Source organism: Telluria sp. PB2R4, from assembly GCF_059685695.1.
Map to the genome: position 1 here is coordinate 96,815 of NZ_JCASIC010000008.1, position 21,190 is coordinate 118,004.

The 21,190-nt window shown below is 62.6% G+C and carries 17 protein-coding genes and 2 tRNA genes; 12 read left to right on the forward strand and 7 right to left on the reverse strand.

Annotation, left to right across the window (positions count from 1 at the left end):
• Positions 1-8: 8 nt before the first annotated feature.
• From AC56LU_RS14680 to AC56LU_RS14710, 7 genes are all read left to right on the forward strand, one after another.
• Positions 9-1,451: an efflux transporter outer membrane subunit gene (locus AC56LU_RS14680; protein ID WP_497176350.1), complete on the forward strand. Its 1,443-nt coding sequence runs from the start codon at positions 9-11 to the stop codon at positions 1,449-1,451.
• Between the two features lie 57 nt (positions 1,452-1,508).
• Positions 1,509-2,558 carry a WD40/YVTN/BNR-like repeat-containing protein gene (locus AC56LU_RS14685; protein WP_497176351.1) on the forward strand — a complete coding sequence of 350 codons (1,050 nt, stop codon included), beginning with the start codon at positions 1,509-1,511 and terminating at the stop codon, positions 2,556-2,558.
• A gap of 57 nt (positions 2,559-2,615) precedes the next feature.
• On the forward strand, positions 2,616-4,325 hold the full coding sequence (locus tag AC56LU_RS14690; RefSeq protein ID WP_497176352.1) for a DUF8614 domain-containing protein: 1,710 nt from the start codon (positions 2,616-2,618) through the stop codon (positions 4,323-4,325).
• A 166-nt stretch (positions 4,326-4,491) separates the two neighbouring features.
• Complete coding sequence (locus AC56LU_RS14695; RefSeq protein ID WP_497176353.1) at positions 4,492-5,676, forward strand: methyl-accepting chemotaxis protein; 1,185 nt, start codon at positions 4,492-4,494, stop codon at positions 5,674-5,676.
• 103 nt (positions 5,677-5,779) lie between these two features.
• Positions 5,780-6,478, forward strand: a complete 699-nt coding sequence (locus AC56LU_RS14700) for a hypothetical protein (RefSeq protein WP_497176354.1) — start codon at positions 5,780-5,782, stop codon at positions 6,476-6,478.
• Between the two features lie 113 nt (positions 6,479-6,591).
• Positions 6,592-7,602 (forward strand): BON domain-containing protein, encoded by a 1,011-nt coding sequence (locus AC56LU_RS14705; protein ID WP_497176355.1) that lies wholly within the window; start codon positions 6,592-6,594, stop codon positions 7,600-7,602.
• A 94-nt stretch (positions 7,603-7,696) separates the two neighbouring features.
• Entirely contained in the window at positions 7,697-8,515 is an 819-nt protein-coding gene (locus AC56LU_RS14710; protein ID WP_497176356.1) for an HDOD domain-containing protein, read from the forward strand.
• A gap of 13 nt (positions 8,516-8,528) precedes the next feature.
• Here the strand turns inward: AC56LU_RS14710 and AC56LU_RS14715 are convergent, their stop codons facing one another.
• The gene (locus AC56LU_RS14715) at positions 8,529-9,449 is read right to left on the reverse strand and encodes a LysR family transcriptional regulator (protein ID WP_497176357.1); all 921 of its coding nucleotides are present in this window, start codon (positions 9,447-9,449) and stop codon (positions 8,529-8,531) included.
• A gap of 107 nt (positions 9,450-9,556) precedes the next feature.
• Here AC56LU_RS14715 and AC56LU_RS14720 point away from each other — a divergent pair, with 107 nt between their 5' ends.
• A complete protein-coding gene (locus AC56LU_RS14720; RefSeq protein ID WP_497176358.1) occupies positions 9,557-10,141 on the forward strand; it encodes a cysteine hydrolase family protein in 585 nt (194 codons plus the stop codon).
• Here the strand turns inward: AC56LU_RS14720 and AC56LU_RS14725 are convergent.
• From AC56LU_RS14725 to AC56LU_RS14745, 5 genes are all read right to left on the reverse strand, one after another.
• Positions 10,120-11,286, reverse strand: coding sequence for an MFS transporter (locus tag AC56LU_RS14725; protein ID WP_497176359.1), 1,167 nt, complete (start codon positions 11,284-11,286; stop codon positions 10,120-10,122). The two genes, AC56LU_RS14720 and AC56LU_RS14725, sit on opposite strands and share 22 nt — an antisense overlap.
• A gap of 106 nt (positions 11,287-11,392) precedes the next feature.
• A complete protein-coding gene (locus tag AC56LU_RS14730; RefSeq protein ID WP_497176360.1) occupies positions 11,393-11,986 on the reverse strand; it encodes an IMPACT family protein in 594 nt (197 codons plus the stop codon).
• Positions 11,987-12,052: 66 nt separating this feature from the next.
• Entirely contained in the window at positions 12,053-13,699 is a 1,647-nt protein-coding gene (locus tag AC56LU_RS14735; protein ID WP_497176361.1) for a choice-of-anchor I family protein, read from the reverse strand.
• A gap of 114 nt (positions 13,700-13,813) precedes the next feature.
• Positions 13,814-13,889 (reverse strand) — tRNA-Lys (locus AC56LU_RS14740).
• A gap of 81 nt (positions 13,890-13,970) precedes the next feature.
• Complete coding sequence (locus AC56LU_RS14745) at positions 13,971-14,486, reverse strand: hypothetical protein (RefSeq protein ID WP_497176362.1); 516 nt, start codon at positions 14,484-14,486, stop codon at positions 13,971-13,973.
• 166 nt (positions 14,487-14,652) lie between these two features.
• Here AC56LU_RS14745 and AC56LU_RS14750 point away from each other — a divergent pair, with 166 nt between their 5' ends.
• The 4 genes from AC56LU_RS14750 to AC56LU_RS14765 are packed head-to-tail and all read left to right on the forward strand — an operon-like array spanning position 14,653 to position 20,908.
• Positions 14,653-17,508 (forward strand): type VI secretion system Vgr family protein, encoded by a 2,856-nt coding sequence (locus tag AC56LU_RS14750; protein ID WP_497176363.1) that lies wholly within the window; start codon positions 14,653-14,655, stop codon positions 17,506-17,508.
• An 8-nt stretch (positions 17,509-17,516) separates the two neighbouring features.
• Positions 17,517-18,332: a DUF4123 domain-containing protein gene (locus tag AC56LU_RS14755; protein ID WP_497176364.1), complete on the forward strand. Its 816-nt coding sequence runs from the start codon at positions 17,517-17,519 to the stop codon at positions 18,330-18,332.
• A 1-nt stretch (position 18,333) separates the two neighbouring features.
• Positions 18,334-18,933, forward strand: a complete 600-nt coding sequence (locus AC56LU_RS14760; protein WP_497176365.1) for a DUF3304 domain-containing protein — start codon at positions 18,334-18,336, stop codon at positions 18,931-18,933.
• Positions 18,884-20,908: a T6SS phospholipase effector Tle1-like catalytic domain-containing protein gene (locus tag AC56LU_RS14765; protein WP_497176366.1), complete on the forward strand. Its 2,025-nt coding sequence runs from the start codon at positions 18,884-18,886 to the stop codon at positions 20,906-20,908. Before AC56LU_RS14760 ends, AC56LU_RS14765 begins: the two co-directional genes overlap by 50 nt.
• Before the next feature lie 186 nt (positions 20,909-21,094).
• Here the strand turns inward: AC56LU_RS14765 and AC56LU_RS14770 are convergent.
• Positions 21,095-21,170, reverse strand: a tRNA-Lys gene (locus tag AC56LU_RS14770).
• Between the last annotated feature and the right edge of the window lie 20 nt (positions 21,171-21,190).

Consider the following 21,190-nt stretch of genomic DNA (forward strand, 5'->3'; position numbering starts at 1 on the left):
GAGTGAACATGTTAAAGAATCTCGTCATTGTTTCCGCGCTGTCCGCCGCGCTCGGCGCCTGCACCACGGTCGGTCCCGATTTCAAGGCGCCGGCTGCCGCCCCCGATGCTGCTTACCGCCATGCGGCGGCCGGCAGCGAGGCTGCCCGCCTGCCCGCCCAGTGGTGGACCGTGTTCGGCGACGCCACCCTCGACCGGCTCGAACAGCGTGCGCTGCGCGACAATCCGGGCGTAAAGGCGGCGGCGCAGCGCCTGCTGCAGGCGCAGGCCCAGCTGGGCGTGGTGCGCGCGGGCCAGATGCCGAACGTCGCCGTGAGCGCCGGCGTGTCGAACACCCGCAGCTCGAGCGAAACCGCGCAGGGCATCGCGCTGGGCGGCCGCTCGATCGAGGGCAACAACGTCAGCGTCGGCGCGTCGCTGTCGTATGAGCTCGACCTGTGGGGCCGCGTGCGCCGCGTGGTGGAAGCATCCGACGCCCAGGCGCTGGCAGCCCAGGATGAGCGCGACGGCGTGCTGCTGATGCTCTCGAGCCAGGTGGCCCAGTCGTACTGGCAGCTGCGCGGACTGGACGCCGAACAGGCAATCCTGCGCGGCGCGCTCGCTGCACGGCGCGAGGCCCTGGCGCTGGTCGAGGCGCGCTTCAATGCCGGCCTGTCGAACGAACTGGACGTATCGCGGGCCCGCATCGAGCGCGCCAATGCCGAAGCCGACCTGCACGAAGTGCGGCGCCAGCGCAATGCGGTCGAGCATGCGCTCGCCACGCTGGTGGGGGCCTCGCCGAGCCAGCCGCTGCTCGATGGCAGCGCGCATGCCCAACTGCCGCTGCCGCCTGCGATTCCGGCCGGCCTGCCCGCCAGCCTGCTGAAGCAGAGGCCCGACCTGGCGGCCAGCGTGGCCCAGCTCAAGGCCTTCAATGCCCAGGTGGGCGTGGCCGCAGGCGCGTTCTACCCATCCCTGTCGCTGACCTCGAACTTCGGCTTCGCGTCGGAACACCTGCGCGACCTCGCCAGCGGCGGCGCGCGCCAGTTCTCGATCGGCCCGCTGGCGCTGTCGCTGCCGGTCTTCGACGGTGGCCGCAACCGCGCCAACCTGGCCTTGTCACAAGCGCGCTACGACGAAGCGGTGGCGAACCACCAGACACGCCTCCTGACGGCACTGCGCGAAGTGGAAGACGCGCTGTCCGACGCCGAGGGGCGCCAGCAGCAGGGCGAGGTGCAGGCGCAGTCGCAGCAGGCCGCGGCGCGCGCCTTGCTCGTGGCGCAGGCGCGCTACGAGCGCGGCCTGTCGACCTACCTCGACGTGACCGATGCCCAGCGCAACGCGCTGGCCGCGGATCGCGCGGCAAGCCAGATCCGCACCCAGCGCCTGCTGGCCGCCGTGGCGGTGGCGCGTGCGCTCGGCGGCGGCTGGGAGCAGGGCGAAGCCCTGGCAACGATCGCAAAGGCGCCCTGAGGAGGCAGGGCGTCAGCTAGAATGCGGGATCACTCAACCATGCGAGGATCCGCACCCATGTCCCTGTCCGCACGCGCCCTGTTCATCGCCGCCCTCCTGGCTTCCAACGCGGCGTCCGCCGCATCCTCTTCCCAGCGGTGGCAAACGGTCCCCAGCGGTACCGGCGCCGAACTGCGCGGCCTGTCGGTCGTCAGCGACAAGGTCGCCTGGGCCAGCGGCGCCAAGGGCACCGTCCTGCGCACCGCCGACGGCCAGACCTGGCAGGCGATGCAGGTGCCGGAGGCCGACAAGATCGACTTCCGCGACATCCATGCTGTCGACGCGAAGAGCGCCATCGTGATGGGGGCGGGGCCCGGCGCGGCCTCGCGCATCTACCGCACGGTCGACGGCGGTGCAAGCTGGCAGCTGGTCATCACCAATGCGGTTGCCGAGGGATTCTGGGATGCGATGGCGTTCTGGGACAAGGACAACGGCATCCTGTTCGGCGATCCGGTCAAGGGCAGCTTCCAGGTGTACACGACCCGTGACGGCGGCAGCACCTGGCAGGAAGTCGCGGCCAAGGGAATTGAGGCGATGCCCAACGAAGGCGCGTTTGCCGCCAGCGGCACCTGCCTGACCGTGACCGGGTCGAACGACGCCTGGATCGCCACCGGCGGCAGCGCCAGCGCGCGCGTGTTCCACTCCGCGGACCGCGGCAAGACCTGGCGCGCGGCCTCGACGCCGATCCCGGCCGGTGCACCCGCGCGCGGCGTGTTCTCGGTCGCCTTCCTCAACAGCAAGGAAGGCTTCGCCGCCGGCGGCGATTACAAGGAAACCCGCATGGCCGGCATCAACGGCGCCTTCACCGCGGACGGTGGCGCGAACTGGACGCCGGTCGAGGTGGCGCCAAGCGGCTACATGTCGGTGGTGGTGCCGGTGCCCGGGGCGCCGCGCGCCCTGGTGGCCGCCGGCCTGGCCGGATCGGGTTACTCGCGCGATGGCGGCCGCAGTTGGGCCGAGCTCGACAGGACGCCGATGAACACGGTCGGGTTTTCCAGCCCGACCCAGGGCTGGGCGGTAGGGCCCAAAGGATTGTTGATGAAGTACACGGGGCCTGCGCTGCAATGACGAATCGTTGAGCCGAACAGATTACAATCCCCCGACTACAACTATTCCAGAGACACCATGAACAAGTTACTTGCTCCTCTCGTGCTGTTTGCCGCGATCGCCGGCGCGTATGCACACGCGGCCGAACCCGCCACCACCGCCCAGCTTACCAGCATGAGCAAGCGCTTCGCGCCGGTCGAGCTGAAGGCCGATATCTCGAAGCTCTCGAAAGGCGACCGCGCCGCGATGGTCAAGCTGATCGAGGCCGCCAGGATCATCGACACCCTGCAACTGCGCCAGCGCTGGGCCGGCAACGAAGCCCTGTGGGCCGCCCTGCAGAAAGACAGTTCCGAGCTCGGCCGCGCGCGCCAGAACGCCTTCTGGCTGAACAAGGGCCCGTGGTCCAGCCTCGACGACAACAACTCCTTCATGCCCGCCGAGTATGCCGGCATCAAGATCCCGGCCAAGAAGCCGCTGGGCGCCAATTTTTATCCGGAAAACGCGACCAAGGAAGCGCTGGAAAGCTGGATGAACGGCCTGCCGTCGGCCCAGAAGGCCGATGCGCAGTGGTTCTTCACCGTGATCCGCACCGGGCCGGACGGCAAGTTCCGCACCGTGAAGTATTCGGATGAATACCGTCCGGACCTGGAAAAGCTGGCCAAGCTGCTGCGCGAGGCAGCAAGCCTCACCGACAACGCCTCGCTCAAGAAATTCCTGACCCTGCGCGCCGACGCTTTCCTGTCCAACGACTACCTGGCCTCGGACTTCGCCTGGATGGACCTGGATTCGCCGGTGGACATCACCATCGGCCCCTACGAGACCTATAACGACGAACTGTTCGGCTACAAGGCCGCGTTCGAGGCCTATGTCAGCATCCGCGACCAGAAAGAAACGCAGAAGCTGGCCTTCTTCGGCAAGCACCTGCAAGAGCTGGAAGACAACCTGCCGTTGGACAAGCAGTACCGCAACCCGAAGGTCGGCGCGATCGCCCCGATGGTCGTGGTCAACGAAGTCTATGGCGCCGGCGACGGCAACATGGGCGTGCAGACCGCCGCCTACAACCTGCCGAACGACGAGCGCGTGATCCGCGAGCGCGGTTCCAAGCGCGTGATGCTCAAGAACGTGCAGGAAGCGAAGTTCGAATCGACCCTGAAACCCATCTCGAAGCTGGTACTCAAGCCCGCCGACCAGAAGGACCTCGATTTCGATTCCTTCTTCACCCACATCCTGGCGCACGAGATCATGCACGGCCTCGGCCCGCATACCACCCGCAAGGACGGCAAGGAATCGACCCCGCGCCAGGACCTGAAAGACACCTACTCGACCATCGAGGAAGCCAAGGCCGACATCACCGGCCTGTGGGCGCTGGGCTACATGATGGAGAAGGGCCTGCTGAAGGACACGCTGGGGCAGGGCGCGGCTGCCGAGCGCAAGCTGTACAACACCTTCCTGGCATCGGCTTTCCGCACCCTGCACTTCGGCCTGACCTCGTCGCACGCACGCGGCATGGCGATCCAGATGAACTACCTGCTGGACAAGGGCGGTTTCGTCGCCAACGCCGACGGCACGTTCTCGGTCGACTTCAAGAAGATCAAGGGGGCCGTGATGGACCTCGACCGCGAGTTCCTGACCATCGAGGCCACCGGCGACTACGCGCGTGCCAAGGCAATGATGACGAAGTACGTGGTGATCCGTCCGGAAGTGCAGAAGGCGCTCGACCGCCTGAAGCCGACCGTGCCGAACGATATCCGCCCGAGCTTCGTGACTGCGGCTGGGCTGACAAAGTAATTGAACCATTGGTATCGACGCAACAGATGCCGCCCAGTTTACTTAACTTAAACTGAAAGCTTCGTCAATCCATACAGCGTCATGTTATAGTCGTTACATTGCTTAGGGGAAAGTATTGGCGCCGTCCGGCGTCCCCCACAGCGCTTTCTGCACCAACGACGAGAACATGACGACGAAGCCCCTTACCACCGGCGCGCGGCTGGCCATCGGCTACGGCGCCGTGCTCCTCCTGATGATCGCGCTCGGCGTGCTGGCGGCTTCGCGTGCCGGGCAGATCGGACAGCTGCTGTTCCGCATCGACGATGTCAGCGGCATCAAGGGGCGCTATGCCCTCGAACTCGGCGCCAGCGTGCGCGACCGCGCAATTGCGCTGCGCGACGTCGTGCTGGCCCCCGATGCCGCCGCTGCCGCTGCGCCCATCGGCCGCCTCAAGACCCTGACCGACGCCTATGCGCGCGCCGCCACGCCGCTGGACGCGCTATTCCACGAATTGCCGGGCATCCTGCCCGAGGAACGCGAGGCGCTGGCCGCCATCAAGGAACAGGAACGCCGTACCCGCCCCCTGGTCGACCGTGTGGTTGCCCTGCACGCGGCCGGGCAGGCGCAGGAAGCCGGCGCGCTGCTGGCACAGCAGGCGGCGCCGGCCTTCGTGGACTGGCTCGCCAGCGTCACCCGCTTCATCGAACTCCAGCAAAAACGCGCGGCCGACGACATGGCCTCGGCACGCCTGCTGGCATCCGGCTTTGCGCAATGGATCATCCTGCTGTGCGCGGGCGCGGCCGCGGCGGCCGTGATCGGCACCTGGTACGTGGTGCGCGGGCTGTCGCGCGCCGCTGCGGCACCTGCACCGGCCGGCGCAGGTGCCGCAGCGGCCACAGCGGCGGAACCCGCAGCGACCCCCAAGCGCGTCGACGACATCGTCGGCGCCATCGACGGCCTGGCCTTCCGCGCCAACATCCTGGCGCTCGACGCCGCGGTGCAGGCGCTGCGCACCGGCGAACACGACGAAGAGCAGACCGCGGTCGTGGAGGAGCTGCAGGCACTGGCGCTGCGCTCGAGCGCCGTGGTGAAGGACATCCGCGACCTGGTCGGCAGCCCGGTGGCGCACATGGAAGACGCCGGCGCCCTGCAGGCGATCGCCAACGCGGTGGCCCGGGTCACCGCCGTCACCTCCGCGATCGGCCAGGAAGACGGCCCTGCCCGGGGCCAGACCGAGAGCACGCGCCGCACCACGGCGCTGCTGCAGGCGTCCACCGCGGCGGCCGCCATGGAAGCCGAGGCGCAGCGCCTGGCGGCCATGGTCGCGCCAGTACTGCCCGGCGTTGAAACCGATCTGCCAAGGCAAAACTGACAAGTTTATTGTTCTAAACACGCAGCAAAATTTTCCCAAAAGCAGGGCTTGTTCAGGGGCTAGAATTGCCGTTAGGCATTTCATCGTCCTTGAGAGAATCGATATGTTCAAGCCCCTGCAGCTTGCCGTCCTGTTTGCCGCCACCTCGCTGGCGCCACTACTCCATGCCGCCGAGCTGACCGCGCTGGAGAAGCGCTGGCTCGGCGCCGCCGGGCCGGTCCTGGCCTACTCCCAGCAACTCAAGCTTCCCCTCGATATTACGGTCCAGCCCCAGCCGCGACCCGGCGACGTGCCGCTGGCGATGGGCTTCGACAAGGGCCGCTGCAAGCTGGTGATGTCCCTGCGCAATAACCCGGACGCCGAGACCATCCTGGCCGGCATTCCGGAAGCGCAGCAGGGCGCCCTGATCGAAGCGATGGCGGCGCACGAGATCGCGCACTGCTGGCGCTATGCGCAAGGCGCCTGGCACGCCTTGCCGGCCGGCTTCGTGGAAGCGGGCGAAGAGCGCGCCCTCGACGCCTCGCTGCTGGCGGCATCGAAGGCCATGCGCGAGACGCGTCGCGAAGAAGGTTTCGCCGACCTGGCGGCGCTGGCCTGGACCTGGCGCAGCAACCCGGACGACTACGCGCGGGTCTACCGCTGGCTGGCCGGCGTGCGCGACAAGGTGGCGGTGCCGCGCAGCGGCCACGACACGCGCGTCTGGGTGCGCCTGGCAGGCGACGGCGCGGCCTTCGGCAAGCTTGATGCACCGTTCGACGATGTGGACGAACTGTGGCGCGAAGGACTCCTGGCGACCGAATGAGGCCGCCAGGATGGCAAGGAACGCGGCGAGCGTTCGTTGTCGCACAGATGTTGTCGGGCATGGAGCGTTTAATGATGATTGTCATCACAACAACCACTTCAAGGGACAACATCATGAACCGACTCCTCGCCGCCCTGCTGGCAACCGCTGCCGGCGCCACCATCGCCGCCGCTCCCGCCTTTGCCCAGAACGACAGCGCCGGCTACCGCAAGGCCATGGACAAGATCGCGGCCGACCACAAGGCCTCCAAGCAGAAGTGCGATGCGCTCAAGGATGAAGACGTGTGCGAAGAACAGGCCGACGTCGCCCGCGCCCGCGCCGAGCTGGCCGCAGTGCAGAAGTACGACAACACCACCGCCAACCGCGACTCGGCACGCCGCAAGCTGGCCGAAGCCGAATACGAGCTGGCCGAAGAGAAGTGCGACACCATGAGCGGCAACGCCAAGGACAGCTGCATGAACAATGCCAAGTCGGTGCGCACCGCCGCGCTGGCTGACCTCGGTACCGCGGACAAGGCCCGCACCACCGGCGGCAGCGGCAGCACCGCGGCTACCGCGGGCGCCGCCGGCAGCGCCGGCCTGATCGCCTCGACCGACACCAAGGATCCGGTCAAGGCGGCAGCCGTCGAGAAGTGCGACGAGCGCGGCAACAAGACCGCCTGCCTGGTCGAGAACAAGGACAAGCCGGATACGGCCCTCGAACGTGCCGGCGAGAAGACCCGCAACGCGCTGACCACCGCGGTCGACAAGACCAAGGAAGCCGGCCGCACCGTTGCCGACAAGACCAGGGAAGTGACCGGCGCCGCCGCGGTCGGCACCGAACGCGCCGCCGAGAACGTTGGCGACAAGACCCGCGACACCGCCTCGACCGCTGTCGACAAGACCGAGCGCGCCGGCTCGCGCACCGCGACCAATATGTCGGATACCGCCATCACCGCCAAGGTCAAGGCCGGCCTGGCTGCAGCGCCGGACACCAGCGCCCTGGCGGTCAAGGTCGAAACCGAGAAGGGTGTCGTGATGCTGAGCGGCTTCGTCGAATCGAAGGCCGAGGCCGAGCGCGCCGAGAAGGTTGCCAAGGGCGTCGAGGGCGTCACCAGCGTCAAGAGCACGCTCAAGGTGAAGTAAGCACCTGCACTCGCTACAAGGAAGCCTGCACGCCTGCCGTGCGGGCTTTTTTTTTACTGCCGGGCAGACCTGGGCCCGGAGGTATAATCCCGCTGTGAATAAACTCGAAGCTTTCGGATACATCGCTGCCCAGGCCGCGCGCGGGGACATCAGCTTTCCCACCAGCGTGAACGCCGTGCTGCGCCTGCAGCTGGCCCTCGACGATCCGGATTGCCATGTGGACGAGGCGATCCGCCTGGTGCTGTCCGAACCACAATTGGCGGCGCGCACCGTGGCCTTGGCCAATACCGCAGCGTACGGCGCCGCAGGCGGGACGCAGGTGAGCAGTGTGCGCGCGGCGGTGTTGCGGATCGGCTACCGCCGGCTGCGCGGCCTGGTCGGCGCACTGATGGTGCGCCAGTTCGGCCACCGCATCGCCGATCCGCTGCTGCGCGCCAAGGCCGAGCAGCTGTGGACCCACAGCGCCCAGGTGGCGGCGCTGGCGCATGCCATCGCGCGCCACGTCACCAGCACCGATCCCGATACCGCCCTGTTTGCCGGCATCGTGCACGAGATCGGCGGCTTCTACCTGCTGTCGCGCGCCGACGAGTTCCCCGGCCTGCTGGAGGACGACACCGAGAACTGGGGCATGCTGGTCGAGGACGTGGCCAGCCAGGAAATCATGCGCAAGCTGGCGATCCCCACCGATGTGGCCGAGGCCGTTGGCGGACTGCGCGACGGCGCCGTCAACCCGCAGCCGCATACCCTGCTCGACACCCTGCTGCTGGCCAACCACTACGTGCTGGTCGATTCGCCGCTGGGCGCTCCGCTTGGCGACCACGAGGCCGGCCCGCTCGACGCCGCCACCCTGGCGGTCCTGCGCAGCGAAGCCGCCGAGACCGCCCAGGCGCTGGGCGACGCCGCGCTGGTCTGAGCTTTTCCGGTTTCTATTCCCACCCGACGATGCCGGCGCGGCCGACCGCCGTATCGGCCGCCAGCCTGCGCTCGCCCAGGGCGCGCACCACGGCGCGTACCCTGGGCAGGCGCATCAGGTCCGGCAGTGCCGCAATGGCGAACCGGCGCCGCGCCGGGATCGGCAGCGGCAGGATCCGCACATCCGGCGGTTCCGGAAAGGTGGCCAGGCGCGGCAGGATCGAATAGCCCATGCCGCGGCCGACCATGGCGGCGATACTGGTGTCGTTGGCCAATGTGCGGCTGGGCTCGAGCGCAAATCCGGCCGCGCGGCAGCGCGCCAGGATGTCCGCGGCGCCGCTGCAGGCCAGGCCGATAAAGGGCAGGGAACCCGGCACCGGCCAGCCGGAATGCGGATCGGCGCTTGGCGCCGGCGGCAGCGCGGCAGGGACCACGAGCACGTAGTCATCGTGCAGGTAGGGCCGCGAAGCCAGCGTGGCGGCCAGCGGCAGCTGGGCGATGCCGATCTCGGCCAGTCCATCCCGGAGCGCGGCCGTCACGTCGGCACGCTGCTCGCAACTGTCGTCGATCTCGACGCGCAGCTGTGGATGGCGCCGCACCAGCGCTTCGACCACATGGGGCAGCAGGTGGGTTCCGATGCTGCGGAAGCAGGCGATGCGCACGGTGCCGGACAGGCCGCCGCCGGTCAGTGCAGCCTCGCGCAGCCTGTCCTCGAGGCGCAGCATCTGGCGCGCCGTGTCCAGTACCCGCTGCCCGGCCTCGGTCGGCGCGGAACCGGCGCGTCCGCGCGCGAGCAGGCTGACGCCGAGATCGCCCTCCAGCTCGGCGATCGCATGGCTGATGCGCGACTGCGTGCAGCCCAGCTCCGCAGCGGCGGCGCTGAAACTGCCGTGCTCGGCAACGGCGACCAGCATCTTGAGTTGGTTCAGCTTCATGCCATCGAAATCCTTCATGTCAAGCCGGCCATTATCCGTCATTTCGGTTGTGGCATCGGGGGGAGCGGCGCAGGATGGGGTCTCCATCCACTTCGCTACACTAGCCCATGAAGCAACTACCGCCGAACGCAGCCCTGGTCAGCATCGACGTGCAGCAGGCTTTCAACGACCCCGCCTGGGGACAACGCAACAACCCCGATGCCGAGCGCAAGATTGCCGCGCTGCTGGCGGCCTGGCGCGCCACCGGCCGGCCAATTTTCCATATCCAGCACTGTTCGGCTTCGCCGGCCGGGCTGTTCCGCCCGGGAACGCCGGGCTACCTGCACAAGCCGGAAGGGCAGCCGCTGGCGAACGAGCCGGTGATCGTCAAAAGCGTCAACAGTTCCTTCATCGGCACCGACCTCGAGGCACGCCTTCGCGCGGCCGGCATCGGGGTGCTGGTGATCATGGGACTGACCACCGACCACTGCGTGTCGACCACGGCGCGCATGGCCGGCAACTTCGGTTTCGACACGTATTTCGTGGCCGATGCCAGCGCGACCTTCGAGCGTACCGGGCCGGACGGACGCCATTTCACGGCCGAGCAGATGCATGACACAGCCCTGGCCAGCCTGCATGGCGAATTTGCGACCGTGGTGTGGTCGGAGGAGGTGCTGGCGGCCCTCGGCCTTCAGGCCAGCGCGCGCGCCTGAGTGCGGCCCTGCGCCAGCATGGCCGACGCCAGCATCACGCCCGACAGGGCCAGACCGGCCGCGACCCATTGCGGCGACGCATACGAATAGCCCAGCGTCAGCGGAATGCCGCCGAGGAAGGCTCCGAGGGCGTTGCCGATATTGAAGCCCGACTGTCCCAGGGAGGAACCCAGCATTTCCGCTTCGCGCGAATGTTCGATCAGCAGCATCTGGATCGGCGGACCCAGCGCCAGCGCGTTGGCGCCGGTAGCGAAGGCCAGCACCAGCATGGCCGGCTGCGATGCGGCGAACAGGCCGTTGCACAGCAGCAGGGTGGTCATGATGAGCAGCAGGATCAGGATCGCCTGCAGGGGCGGCACGCGGTCCGCCAGCCGCCCGCCGAGGTTGACGCCCACCGTCATGCCGACCCCGACCACGGTCATCACCAGCGGGATGCTGGCGGGCTGGAAGTGCGTGACTTCGGTCAGCAGCGGCGCGATATAGCTGAAGAAGGCAAAGAAGCCGCCGGTGCCGATCGAGGTGATGGCCAGCGCCAGCCACAGGGCCGGGCTGCGGAAGATGCGCAGGTCCTGCGTCAGGCTGGTGCGCGCATTGGCCTGGATGTGCGGCACCCACTGGCGCAGCGCCAGCACCGTGAGCAGGCCGATCGCCGCCACCACCAGGAACACCGCGCGCCAGCTCATGTTGTGGCCGAGCCAGGTCCCGGCCGGCACGCCGACGACATTGGCCAGCGTCAGGCCGGTGAACATGGTGGCCAGCGCGGCCGCCACCTTGCCCTCGTCGGCCAGGCGGCTGGCGACGACTGCGCCGACGCCGAAGAAGGCCCCGTGCGGCAGCCCGGCCATGAAGCGCGACAGCATCATCACCTCGAAGTTCGGCGAGAAGGCCGACAAGGCATTGAACACTGTGAACATGACCATGAACCACATCAGCACGCTGCGCGGCGGACGGTGCGCCATCAGGCTGACCAGCGTCGGCGCGCCCACCACGACGCCCAGTGCATAGGCGGTGATCAGGTAGCCGGCTTGCGGAATGCTGATGTGCAGGCCGCCGGCGATGTCGGGCAGGATGCCCATGATGACGAATTCGGTCATGCCGATGCCGAAACCGCCGAGGGCGAGGGGAAGGAGGCTTTTCTTGATCAAGGTGCGCAGACGTGGCGGGGAGGACCGGCCACTATAGCGCTTGACACGCGCCCAGTCCGCTTTCGAGTCGTGATGTCTGGTATAGCCCTGTGAAATGAACGACGGCCTATTCGTCGATCCTCGGCCAGGTAATCCGGCCGTGGCCGGCGTTGTCGAGACGGGTGCGCAGGGCGCCGGCGTCCTGGTCCGGCAGGCTGAAATCGAACAGCACCGCGTCGCCGTGCGCCACCGCGTCCAGGCGGGCGCCGGCGGCATCGAGTTCGCGCCGCACCAAGCCCTCCAGCGCGTAGGGCGCCGTGCAGCGCAGCGCCTGCAGCTTGATGATCGGCACTTTTTGCGACAGCAAGAGGGCCTGCGCCACGCTGTCGGTATAGGCGCGCACCAGGCCGCCCGCGCCCAGCTTGACCCCGCCGAAGTAGCGCACCACGGTGGCCAGCACCCCTTCCAGGTCCTGGTGACGCAGCACGTCGAGCATCGGGCGGCCCGCCGTCCCGCTCGGTTCGCCGTCGTCCACGGCAGCCGACTGGCCGCCGGCCAGCAGGGCCCAGCACACGTGGGCGGCGCCGGGGTGTCCTGCACGCAGGCTGGCGACGACCTGCTGGGCGCCGGCGCGGTCGGGCATGGGCTGGACGCAGGCCAGGAAACGGCTCTTCTTGATGATGAGTTCGAAGTGGACGGGCGAAGCGATGGAGTAGGGCATGGCGCCGATTATCGGCGGCGCGGCAGGAAATGCCAACCGTCGCGGCTGGCATTTCCCCGTTCAGGCTCAGTAAGCCAGGTTGATTTGCAGGATGGCGGTGGTACCGCTGACCTCGTTGCCCACCACCAGCAGCGGCTTGCTGTTCGGCGATTTGTCCGCCGGAATGAACGTCAGGCCTTCCGGACCCCGGTCGCCGGTGTCGTTGCTGCGGGTATTGAGGTAGGTGACGAAGCTGGCTGCCGACGGCTTGCTGACGTCGTACACCATCACGCCGCCGATACGCTCGAGGCCGATGAAGGCATAGGTCTTGCTGCCGAAGCGGCCGACCGTCACGCCTTCCGGCTCCGGCCCCTTCGATGCACTGCGGCCGTCGAGATCGTTGTTGTCGTTGCTGGCGTTGAAGCGCACGTTCGGCAGCGACACGGTCTTCTGTTCGAACTCGTCGCCCGAGTCGTACACGCGCTTCAGGTCGGTATCCCAGATCGAGAACGAGCGCGCGCCGAAAGCATACAGCTCGTTGCACTGGCCGGCCGCGTTCTTGCCGGCACTGCCGCCATTGGGCGTGGTGGTGATGCGCAGGCGGCCGAGGTTCGAATCCAGGACCAGGTTGGCGGCATCGCCGAACACGGCGGGGTCGAGGCCGGCGCCGCAGTGAGCACGTACTCGCGTCTCCTCGTTGAAACCCGGCCAGTCGGCGCGTGCATCGCCTTCGTTGGCGGTGATCAGATAGGCCTTGCCGTCCACGGTGAAGCGGGCGATCGCATCCGGCAGGTACATGCCTTTCACCGGCTGCGGGGCGATTCGGACCGCCGGCGTGCCGCTGTTGGTGTTGGTGCCGCCGTCTTCGTCGGAAGCGTCCATGCCCATGCCGGCCAGGTTGTGGTTCTTGGTGCCGAGCGGCTTGATCGAGGTGACCCTGGCAGTGGCGACGTCGACGATGGCCACCGCATTGTTTTCCTGCAGGGTGACCCAGGCGGTGCGGCCGTCTTCGCTGGCGGCGATGTATTCCGGCTCGAAGTCCTGGGCGGCGCTGGCGCCCGGGCCATAGATGCGGATGCCCTGGCTGCGCAGCGCCGCTTCCTGGCCGTTGAATGCGCGGAAGTCGGCGCTGGCGACCGTCGGCGTGCCGCCGCGGTTGACGGTGATGACGCTGACCGAGCCTTCCGGATCGATCGAATCGGCCAGGCCATAGCTGTTCGGTTCGCCTTCGTTGGCGACCAGCACGGTGCGGCCGTCCGGCGTGAAGGTGAGCATGTCGGGCTGGGCGCCGACCCGGACGCTGTTGACCAGCTTCAGGTCGGCGGCAGTATAGAAGGCTACGGTGCCGGGACTGGTCTTGGGCGCCGACTCGATGGCCAGCGCGACCAGGCCGTCATGGATGGCGACGCTGTTCACGCCCGCTCCGAGGCCGGCCACGCTGATGGTGCCGGCCAGCTTGGGCGCGGACGGGGTGGACAGGTCGAGTACATCGACCGTGCCGTTGGCGCCATTGACCACGAACAGGCGCTTGCTGGCCGCATCGAACGCGGTGATCTCGGCCGCGCCCACCTTGCCGCCGTTGTAGGCGCCGATCTTTTCCATCGTCAGCGTCTTCGGCGTCAGGTCTTCATCGTCGTCACTGCTGCCGCAGCCGGCCAGGATGCCGGCAGCGAGCATGGCGCCGACGAGGACGCGCAGGGGTTTGGGGGAAGCGGCGAGGTCGAGAAACGGCATTGTCGGATTTCCTGTTGAAAAACCGACAGCATAGGAGGCGGGGATGACAAGGCGATGACGCGAAAAACAAAAAAGGCGTCACGATTTCTCATGACGCCTTCATTGCTGAATCTTTGGTAGGCCGTGCGGGATTCGAACCTGCGACCAACGGATTAAAAGTCCGCTGCTCTACCAGCTGAGCTAACGACCCGAAGAAGACAAGATTATAGCGGCGTTTGCACGAATATCCAAGTGCTTCGTGTCATTGTTTTAGGAATTGGCGCTTTTTCACTCAAGTTTCAAGTTCCTTGTCCTCGGCCTGCACTTCGTGCATCGATTGCGGTTCGAGCTTTTCCGCTTCGACGTTCATGCGGATGAACATGCCCCAGGTGGCCAGGATCGCGGCCGCGGCCACGCCGATGGCGGCCGAATGCAAGAGGTATTCCGGACGGCCGTGCATGAACTGGAAGACGCCGATCAGGCATTCGATCGACAGCGACACCACGACCACGATCAGGAAGCGCGACAGGAAGCGGCGCACGCGGGTGGGCGAGCTGATGTTGACTGAACGCTGCACTTCCTCTTCCAGCACGGTCTGGCCGAGCTCCAGCGAAGCGACCGCGATCGTCAGCAGACCCACGCATTCCAGGATCAGTTGGAAGCGCTCGCGGACCTTGAGCTCGACGCCGGGATTGAGGGCGCTCCAGGTTTCCACCGCAGCCAGCACGATCAGCCCCAGGCCGCAGACGAAGAAGAGGGCGACGATCAGCATGTAGCCGAGGAGGAAGATGTTCTGGATGAGTTTCACGACGCGCGCCAGATGGGGGGTTGCAAATAGTTTAACTATTTATTGAATAGACAGGCGTTCGGTTCAGCACGGGTTTGCAACTGATGACGCGGCGCAAGAATTGCCGTTCGGACTGCTTATATCGTGGTGCCTTCGGCCACCGCATCCATCGGGAGTCACTACGTTCATGAGCACGACGCTGACGGACCAGATCTTTGCAGCACTCGCTGAGTTCAGCAGTGCCAGCAGGCTGTACAAGCTCAAGATTGGCGATCGCGAAGAGGCCGACCTGCTGGTCGAAGCCTTTCTTGCCGACGATGCGCTGCAAAAGGTCGGTACGCGCGACGTGATTGCACTGTCGACCGACGCCTGCCTGGAACCGGACACGCTGCTGGGCCAGTCCGCCGTGCTGGAAATCTGCCTCGCGGATGGCGCCCGCGAGCGCTTTGCCGGGGAAATCCGTGAAGCAGCGATGCTGGGCAGCGACGGCGGCCTGGCGCGCTACCGCATCCGCATGTCGTCGTGGCTATGGCGGCTTGGAGAGGTTCGCAATAGCCGAGTGTGGCAGGACGCGCGTGTGGTCGATATCGTCGACGCGGTGTTCGCGGCCTACCAGCCGCTGGCGCGCTGGCGCTGGAGCGAGGATGTCGGGTCATTCCTGGACCAGGTGTCGCCGCGCAGCTACTGCTGCCAGTATCGGGAATCGGACCTTGATTTCGTGTGGCGGATCCTGGCCGAAGAGGGACTGTGCTGGCGCCTTGAGCAGACAAGGGACGGGCCGGGGCTGGTGCTGTTTGCGGACAGCAGCCGGCGCTGTGCGGTGCCGGAAGATGCCAGCAGCGCGGAGCTTGGAGGCATTCGTTTTCATGGCGCCCGCTCGGTGGAGGAATCGGACAGCATCCAGGCGCTGTCGACGCAGCGGCGTCTGCACGCTTCCATGACGAGCTTGCTCAGTGATGACTACAAGGCAAAGCAAGTCATTGGAGCCAGTTCACCGTCGCACGTTATTTATGGGAGCAAGCTGCCTGCGCTGGAGGCGTATGAGTTGCCGGGGCAGTACGCCCGTGCCGACTGGCGCCAGGCGCAGCATTACGCCGACTTGCGCATGCAAGAGCAGGAGGCTTGCGGACACGTGTGGCGGGGGCGCTCCACCGTGAGGACACTGCGCGCGGGGACGCGGATGCAGGTGCTCGGCGCGCCCTTGCAGCAGCTGGGCGATACGGCGTCGTTCACCGTGCTGCGGGTTCTCAGCATCGGCGTCAACAATATGCCGCCGCCGGCGCAGCATGCGCTTGCCGAATTGTTCGGGCCGATTCCAGAGTTGCTGGAGGATCTGACCCGTGCGGATACGCCGGAAGATCTCGCGCTGGCGATGACGCAGGCGCGGGAGACTGGTTATGCCAACTGCTTCAATGCAGTGGCAACCGAAATGGTCTGGCGCCCGCCGCTGGAGCGGAGCGACGGGCAGGTGTATCCGAAGCCGCTCGCCTTCGGCGCGCAGAGTGCCGTCGTGGTCGGCGCCGACGGCAACGACCAGCCGAGTGGTGCGGATGAGCTGTATTGCGACAGGCTGGGGCGGATTCGGATTCGCTTTCACTGGCAGGACAGCGGGAATGCGAGCTGCTGGGTGCGCGTTGCCCAACGCTCGGCCGGCAGGGGAATGGGACACCAATTCCTGCCACGGATCGGGCAGGAAGTCCTGGTGCAGTTCCTGGAGAACGATATCGATCGGCCGATTGTCATTGGCGCGCTTTACAACGGGCGCGGTGAAGGCGGTGTCGTTGCTACCCCGGGTGGTCGTCGCGACAAGGAGGCGGACCTTTCCTGCTTTGAAACTGCGCATGATCACGCGACGTCGGCGCAGGCAAACCTCAGTGGCGGGAAAGGCCCGGTGTGGCATGGCGCATCGGCGGATAGCGCGGGGCATCGGAATCCGGCATCGCAGTGGGGGATGCGGAGCAAGGAATTCGGGGGGCAAGGGTATTCGCAGCTGTTGTTCGATGACGTGGATGGGCAGGGGCGGGTGCAGCTCAAGAGCACGTATGCGGCGAGCGAGCTGAATCTGGGGCAGCTGATTCATGCTGCGGATAATTACCGCGGAAGTTGTCGTGGCTTGGGGGCGGAACTGCGTACTGATGCTTACGGCGCAGTGCGGGCGGGGGCTGGTTTGGTCGTTTCGAGCTACAAGCTCAATCACAGCACTGCCAGGAGAGATGCGGCCGGTGAAAATACTGCTGCAATCGCATTGCTGAAGCAGTTACTCGCAACAGCCGACACCTTTAGTTCCGCGGCAGGTACGCATCAGACCGTGGCGCTAGCCGCTCACCAGGGTGCAGTAAAAGCAAGCGAAAGCGTATTGGATAGCACAGCGGCGCCACTCAAGGCGATGTCGACTGGTCTATCAGGGATAGGTGCGACAAAAGATCTCCAGTCTGCGCTTGCTGATGCGGCCGCCAAGAACACAAGCGCAGGTGACGGAAAAATTCAGATTTTAACTGATCCGATTATTGCAATCACTGCAAAGGATGGCTTCGGCGCAGTCGCCGGACAAAGTGTACAACTAACAGCTGAGGAGACTACCACTTTGTCCAGCGGTCAGGACACGCAGCTGGTAGCAGCGGCACAAATGCGCCTTCAGTCAAAGCAAGCGATCGGGGTACTTGGCGGGGCAGTGAAGCCAGGCGAAATCAACATCGGCTTGCAACTCATTACAGTTGAGGACGCAATTGACGTTCAGTCCCAGTTCGGGGATCTGAATGTAAATGCAAAAAATGAATCAATCATTAGAAGTGCCAGCGCCCATATCGAATTCGCAGGAAAAAATAAAATCACTTTAGTCACAGCGGACGGCGCAAGCATAACGATCGAGGCGGGAAATATCGCGGTGGAATGCCCGGGTGCAATCAAGGTGCATGCTGGGAAAAAAAGCTTTATGCAAGGCGCGAAGTATTCCTATTTATTTCCACAATTGCCAAATGGCATATGCCTTGAATGTTTGCTCAGGGCTCAGAGCAGCGGTGCACCTTTCATTTTGCGGAGCTAGTCGACGATATGGATCTATATAGCCTGGCGCAGGGCCAGATATCGTCTGGTTCTGAAAAAAACTTTTTCTTGCTAGTTAACGGCGCTGGCATGCCCAGACTACGCGTTCGGTTGGCGTCAACTCCGCTACGCTGGAAAAGTCTCTTTAGTGATACTTGCGATTCCAGTGTTGAAGAGGCCGGACCTATTCTGATTTTGGCTGGTAGTAAAAGCCGTTTGCTGGTTTCGAGGCGATTTTTGGAGTGGGTTCAAAAGTCAGGGAACGCAAATTCAACGACTTTAATGCTTTCCTCTCCTCTAGGCTTTGACGCGGCATCAACACGATTGACTGAGCGGCTTGAAATCACCTTGTGCGGACACTTACAGGCTATGCTCCGATTTTACGACCCTCGCGTGTTTGAGGCGCTTACATTACATCTTGATGAATCCCAGAAGATTTGGTTTTGCGGGATTGCAGATAGCTGGTGGTATTTCAATCGGTTGGGCAAGATCGTGCATTTTGCCTGCGGGTTTAGCGAAAGTTCGACCGAAAGGGGGAGGATTTTTTTAACACAAGCACAAGAAGATTTACTGTTGAGAGAGTCAGCAGTAGACCAAGTAATGCATATTCTCCAACGCAATTTTCAGGATTTAATGATGAGTACTCCCCCAGTTGATCTTTGGAGGGAGATAATGGATTCGATCGCTTTTTTCGGAAACGAAAGCATGTTCTCAATGGAAAGCGTTGTTTGCAGAGTCGTAGATATTTTGTCTGTCAAAAAAGAACAGCATTGGGATTTTCCAGATTCCAATAACGCGCCTGATCATTTAACAGCCTGGAATTGACATGCTGGTAAAAAAATATTTAGAATCAACAATGGTGCGGAAGATATTTTTTATCCTGTCACAAAGTTTGCTATACATACCGGTATTTTTATATTTGATAATACTGCCTACAGAAGCACGTGGATATGATTTTCCTATTGTGGAGCGCAATAATACATCATTAGGTCTTATTGGTTATAACTATACGAGTAAAGATATAGAGAATTACACGTTGAATGGGGTGGGAGGTGGGGATGTTCGACTTAGTTCGAAGACGAGTGGAGGAGGTGGTATAACATGTTGCATTGGTTTTTCGTCTGTAAATTCACCGCATAAAAATATAAAAGTTAGGTGGCAAGTCGATGGTTGCATGTATGTTCTTAGAAGCGAACTGACCGGCGCGACGCAGAATATTCGCCATCTCTACTACAGGGAGGTACTGATTCCGGTGAAGGATGTTTCCAAAGGACGTCCTCAGTATGTAGAAACTCACTTTTACCGTGACGGAACAGTAGAGGTTTTGGTAACACACGAATTGTCTGCTCCGCAGGTTCGACTGGACGGAAATCGTCTTGAGCAATCATTTTTTCCAAGGTGCAAGGATGACAAAAGGCCAGAATAACTCTGTGGTCGGCGATTCAAAGATGACCCCTTTGCAACCATCTGGGACTAAACTGAGAACGGCTGCGGAATTGCCGATTATTCCGGCGAATCCTTCGCCGCCATCAGCCTGTATTAGCGCTACCGAGAATATTAAAACAGTACTCGCTGGTGAAGAGCTTCACCTTCGTAAGCCGTTGACATGCAAGCAAAAACTTTGGCTAACATTTTTTTTCGATGGAACGGGGAATAATTTAGAGGCGGATCTTGGGTTGTTAAAGCACAGTAATGTCGCGCGGCTGTATCGGATTCATCGAGAAACGGATCCAGTAAATGGCATTTATCGATTTTATATTCCCGGGATAGCCACTTATTTCAAAGAGGTAGGTGATAAAGGCGGGAGTGCAGCTGGAAACGCTTTTGGAGCGATGGGCCAGGCTCGTTTGGACTTTGCTTTGCGTCAGTTCGATCAAGCATTGGAGCGTCCGATAGCGATCTCCAAATCTAGAATGAATCTAATTGAAGAGATTAATATTGCCGTTTTCGGATTCAGTCGAGGGGCGGCGCTCGCTCGGGCTTTTGTAAGCATTTTGATGGAGACTCGCTGCGTTTCTCAGAAGAGTCGTTGGAGGTTGCGCAGCGCAAACGCCCCTATAAATTTCCGATTTATGGGATTGTTTGACACGGTCGCTTCGGTGGGGCAACCCATGAGCAGAAATAACACTGATTACTGGAATCCAGCGCTTGGTGATGTGAAAGGTATGATGTCGGAACGCTTGGAAGATTACCCCGATACGACACCTGTAGCCTTGGCATTTTCTACTGGAGGAGTGGCAGGTGCCGATCCTGCTCCAGGAGACTACGGTGGTCACGACGCATGGGGCGAGCGAATGGCAATACATGAAACCGTTATGGAGGTACGTCATTTTATTGCAGCTCACGAGATACGAAACTCCTTTCCAGTGGATAGTATCAGCATGATGGGGGGCGCCGGGATGACCAAACCGGCTCACTTTCACGAAACAGTTTATCCAGGATCGCACTCCGATGTGGGTGGTGGATACGCTCCTGGTGAAGGTGCAAAGGCAATGCTCCCAAAAGAAAACTTTTGTCTTATTCCTTTGCGTCATATGTATGACTCTGCCTTGCGTCAAGGTGTTCCGCTGTTGCCAATAAAGGCGTCACGTAATATGCAAGATTTCGATGTTAGTGATGACCTGCGTAAAGCTTACGATGGTTATTCGAAGGCCGTTGGCGTAGGGAGTGGTGTTGGAGACTTGATGAACAAGCACAGGGAAATGTATTTCTCTTGGCGCTTCTCTTCAATAAAACGGAAACTAGGTGGGGAGTGCAAGGAAGCCGGGATAATCAAGGAATATAGCGACAGATATCGTAGTCAGGAAAAATTAATGGCCGCTGAAGTTTCTAATCTTGCGAAAGTGGAGAGCTCTGCCAGAGTTAAATACGATTTACTGATGCGGACGCAGCAGGTCGGTGTTGGCCCCATGGCCACAGCACATGCGAGTGGTAGGGCATCAGCACCGGATTTCTCTGCAGTAAAAGCAGCGCGTCAACAGTATTTGGAAGCACGAGACAATCGATTGAGGGCGGAGGCTAAAAGGAATGCTATTCCGAATATGGAAAATTATCAGGCGATGCTAGATATATACGATCAGCAATTAATGGAAGATGCTAAATCAATTCTTTCTGCACTATCCCGTACCTCTGATAAAAACCTATCTGTGCAACGGAAAAATCTGAGACCGCACTACAGAGCCTTAATTAACGCTTATGAGAATGAATTTCATAAAAATACGGGCTTGCGGGATGCGGAAACGATTGCACTTTTTGATTTTTTTGTGCATGACTCGCTGGCTGGATTCGCCAGGGATGCCACACTTCCATCTGATCCGCGGGTGGTGTTTGTGGGAGGAGATCGTAAGCTGTTATTCGCGGCCAGGCAGGCGCGGGAGGAGGATTTTTCTCATCAAGCATGAGTCGGATTATGAAAAAAGCACGGGAACGGCGCCCCGATACCGAATTCGGGAAGTCGATACTAGCCGGATAAAACTATTTTTTCGATACGGTATGAATGCTATACACACAAGCATTTATATCCTTGGTTACAAAACAAAAAAGGCGTCACGATCACTCGTAACGCCTTTTTTGCTGCAACAAATTCGTGGTAGGCCGTGCGGGATTCGAACCTGCGACCAACGGATTAAAAGTCCGCTGCTCTACCAGCTGAGCTAACGACCCGAAAGAGGCAGCATTATAGC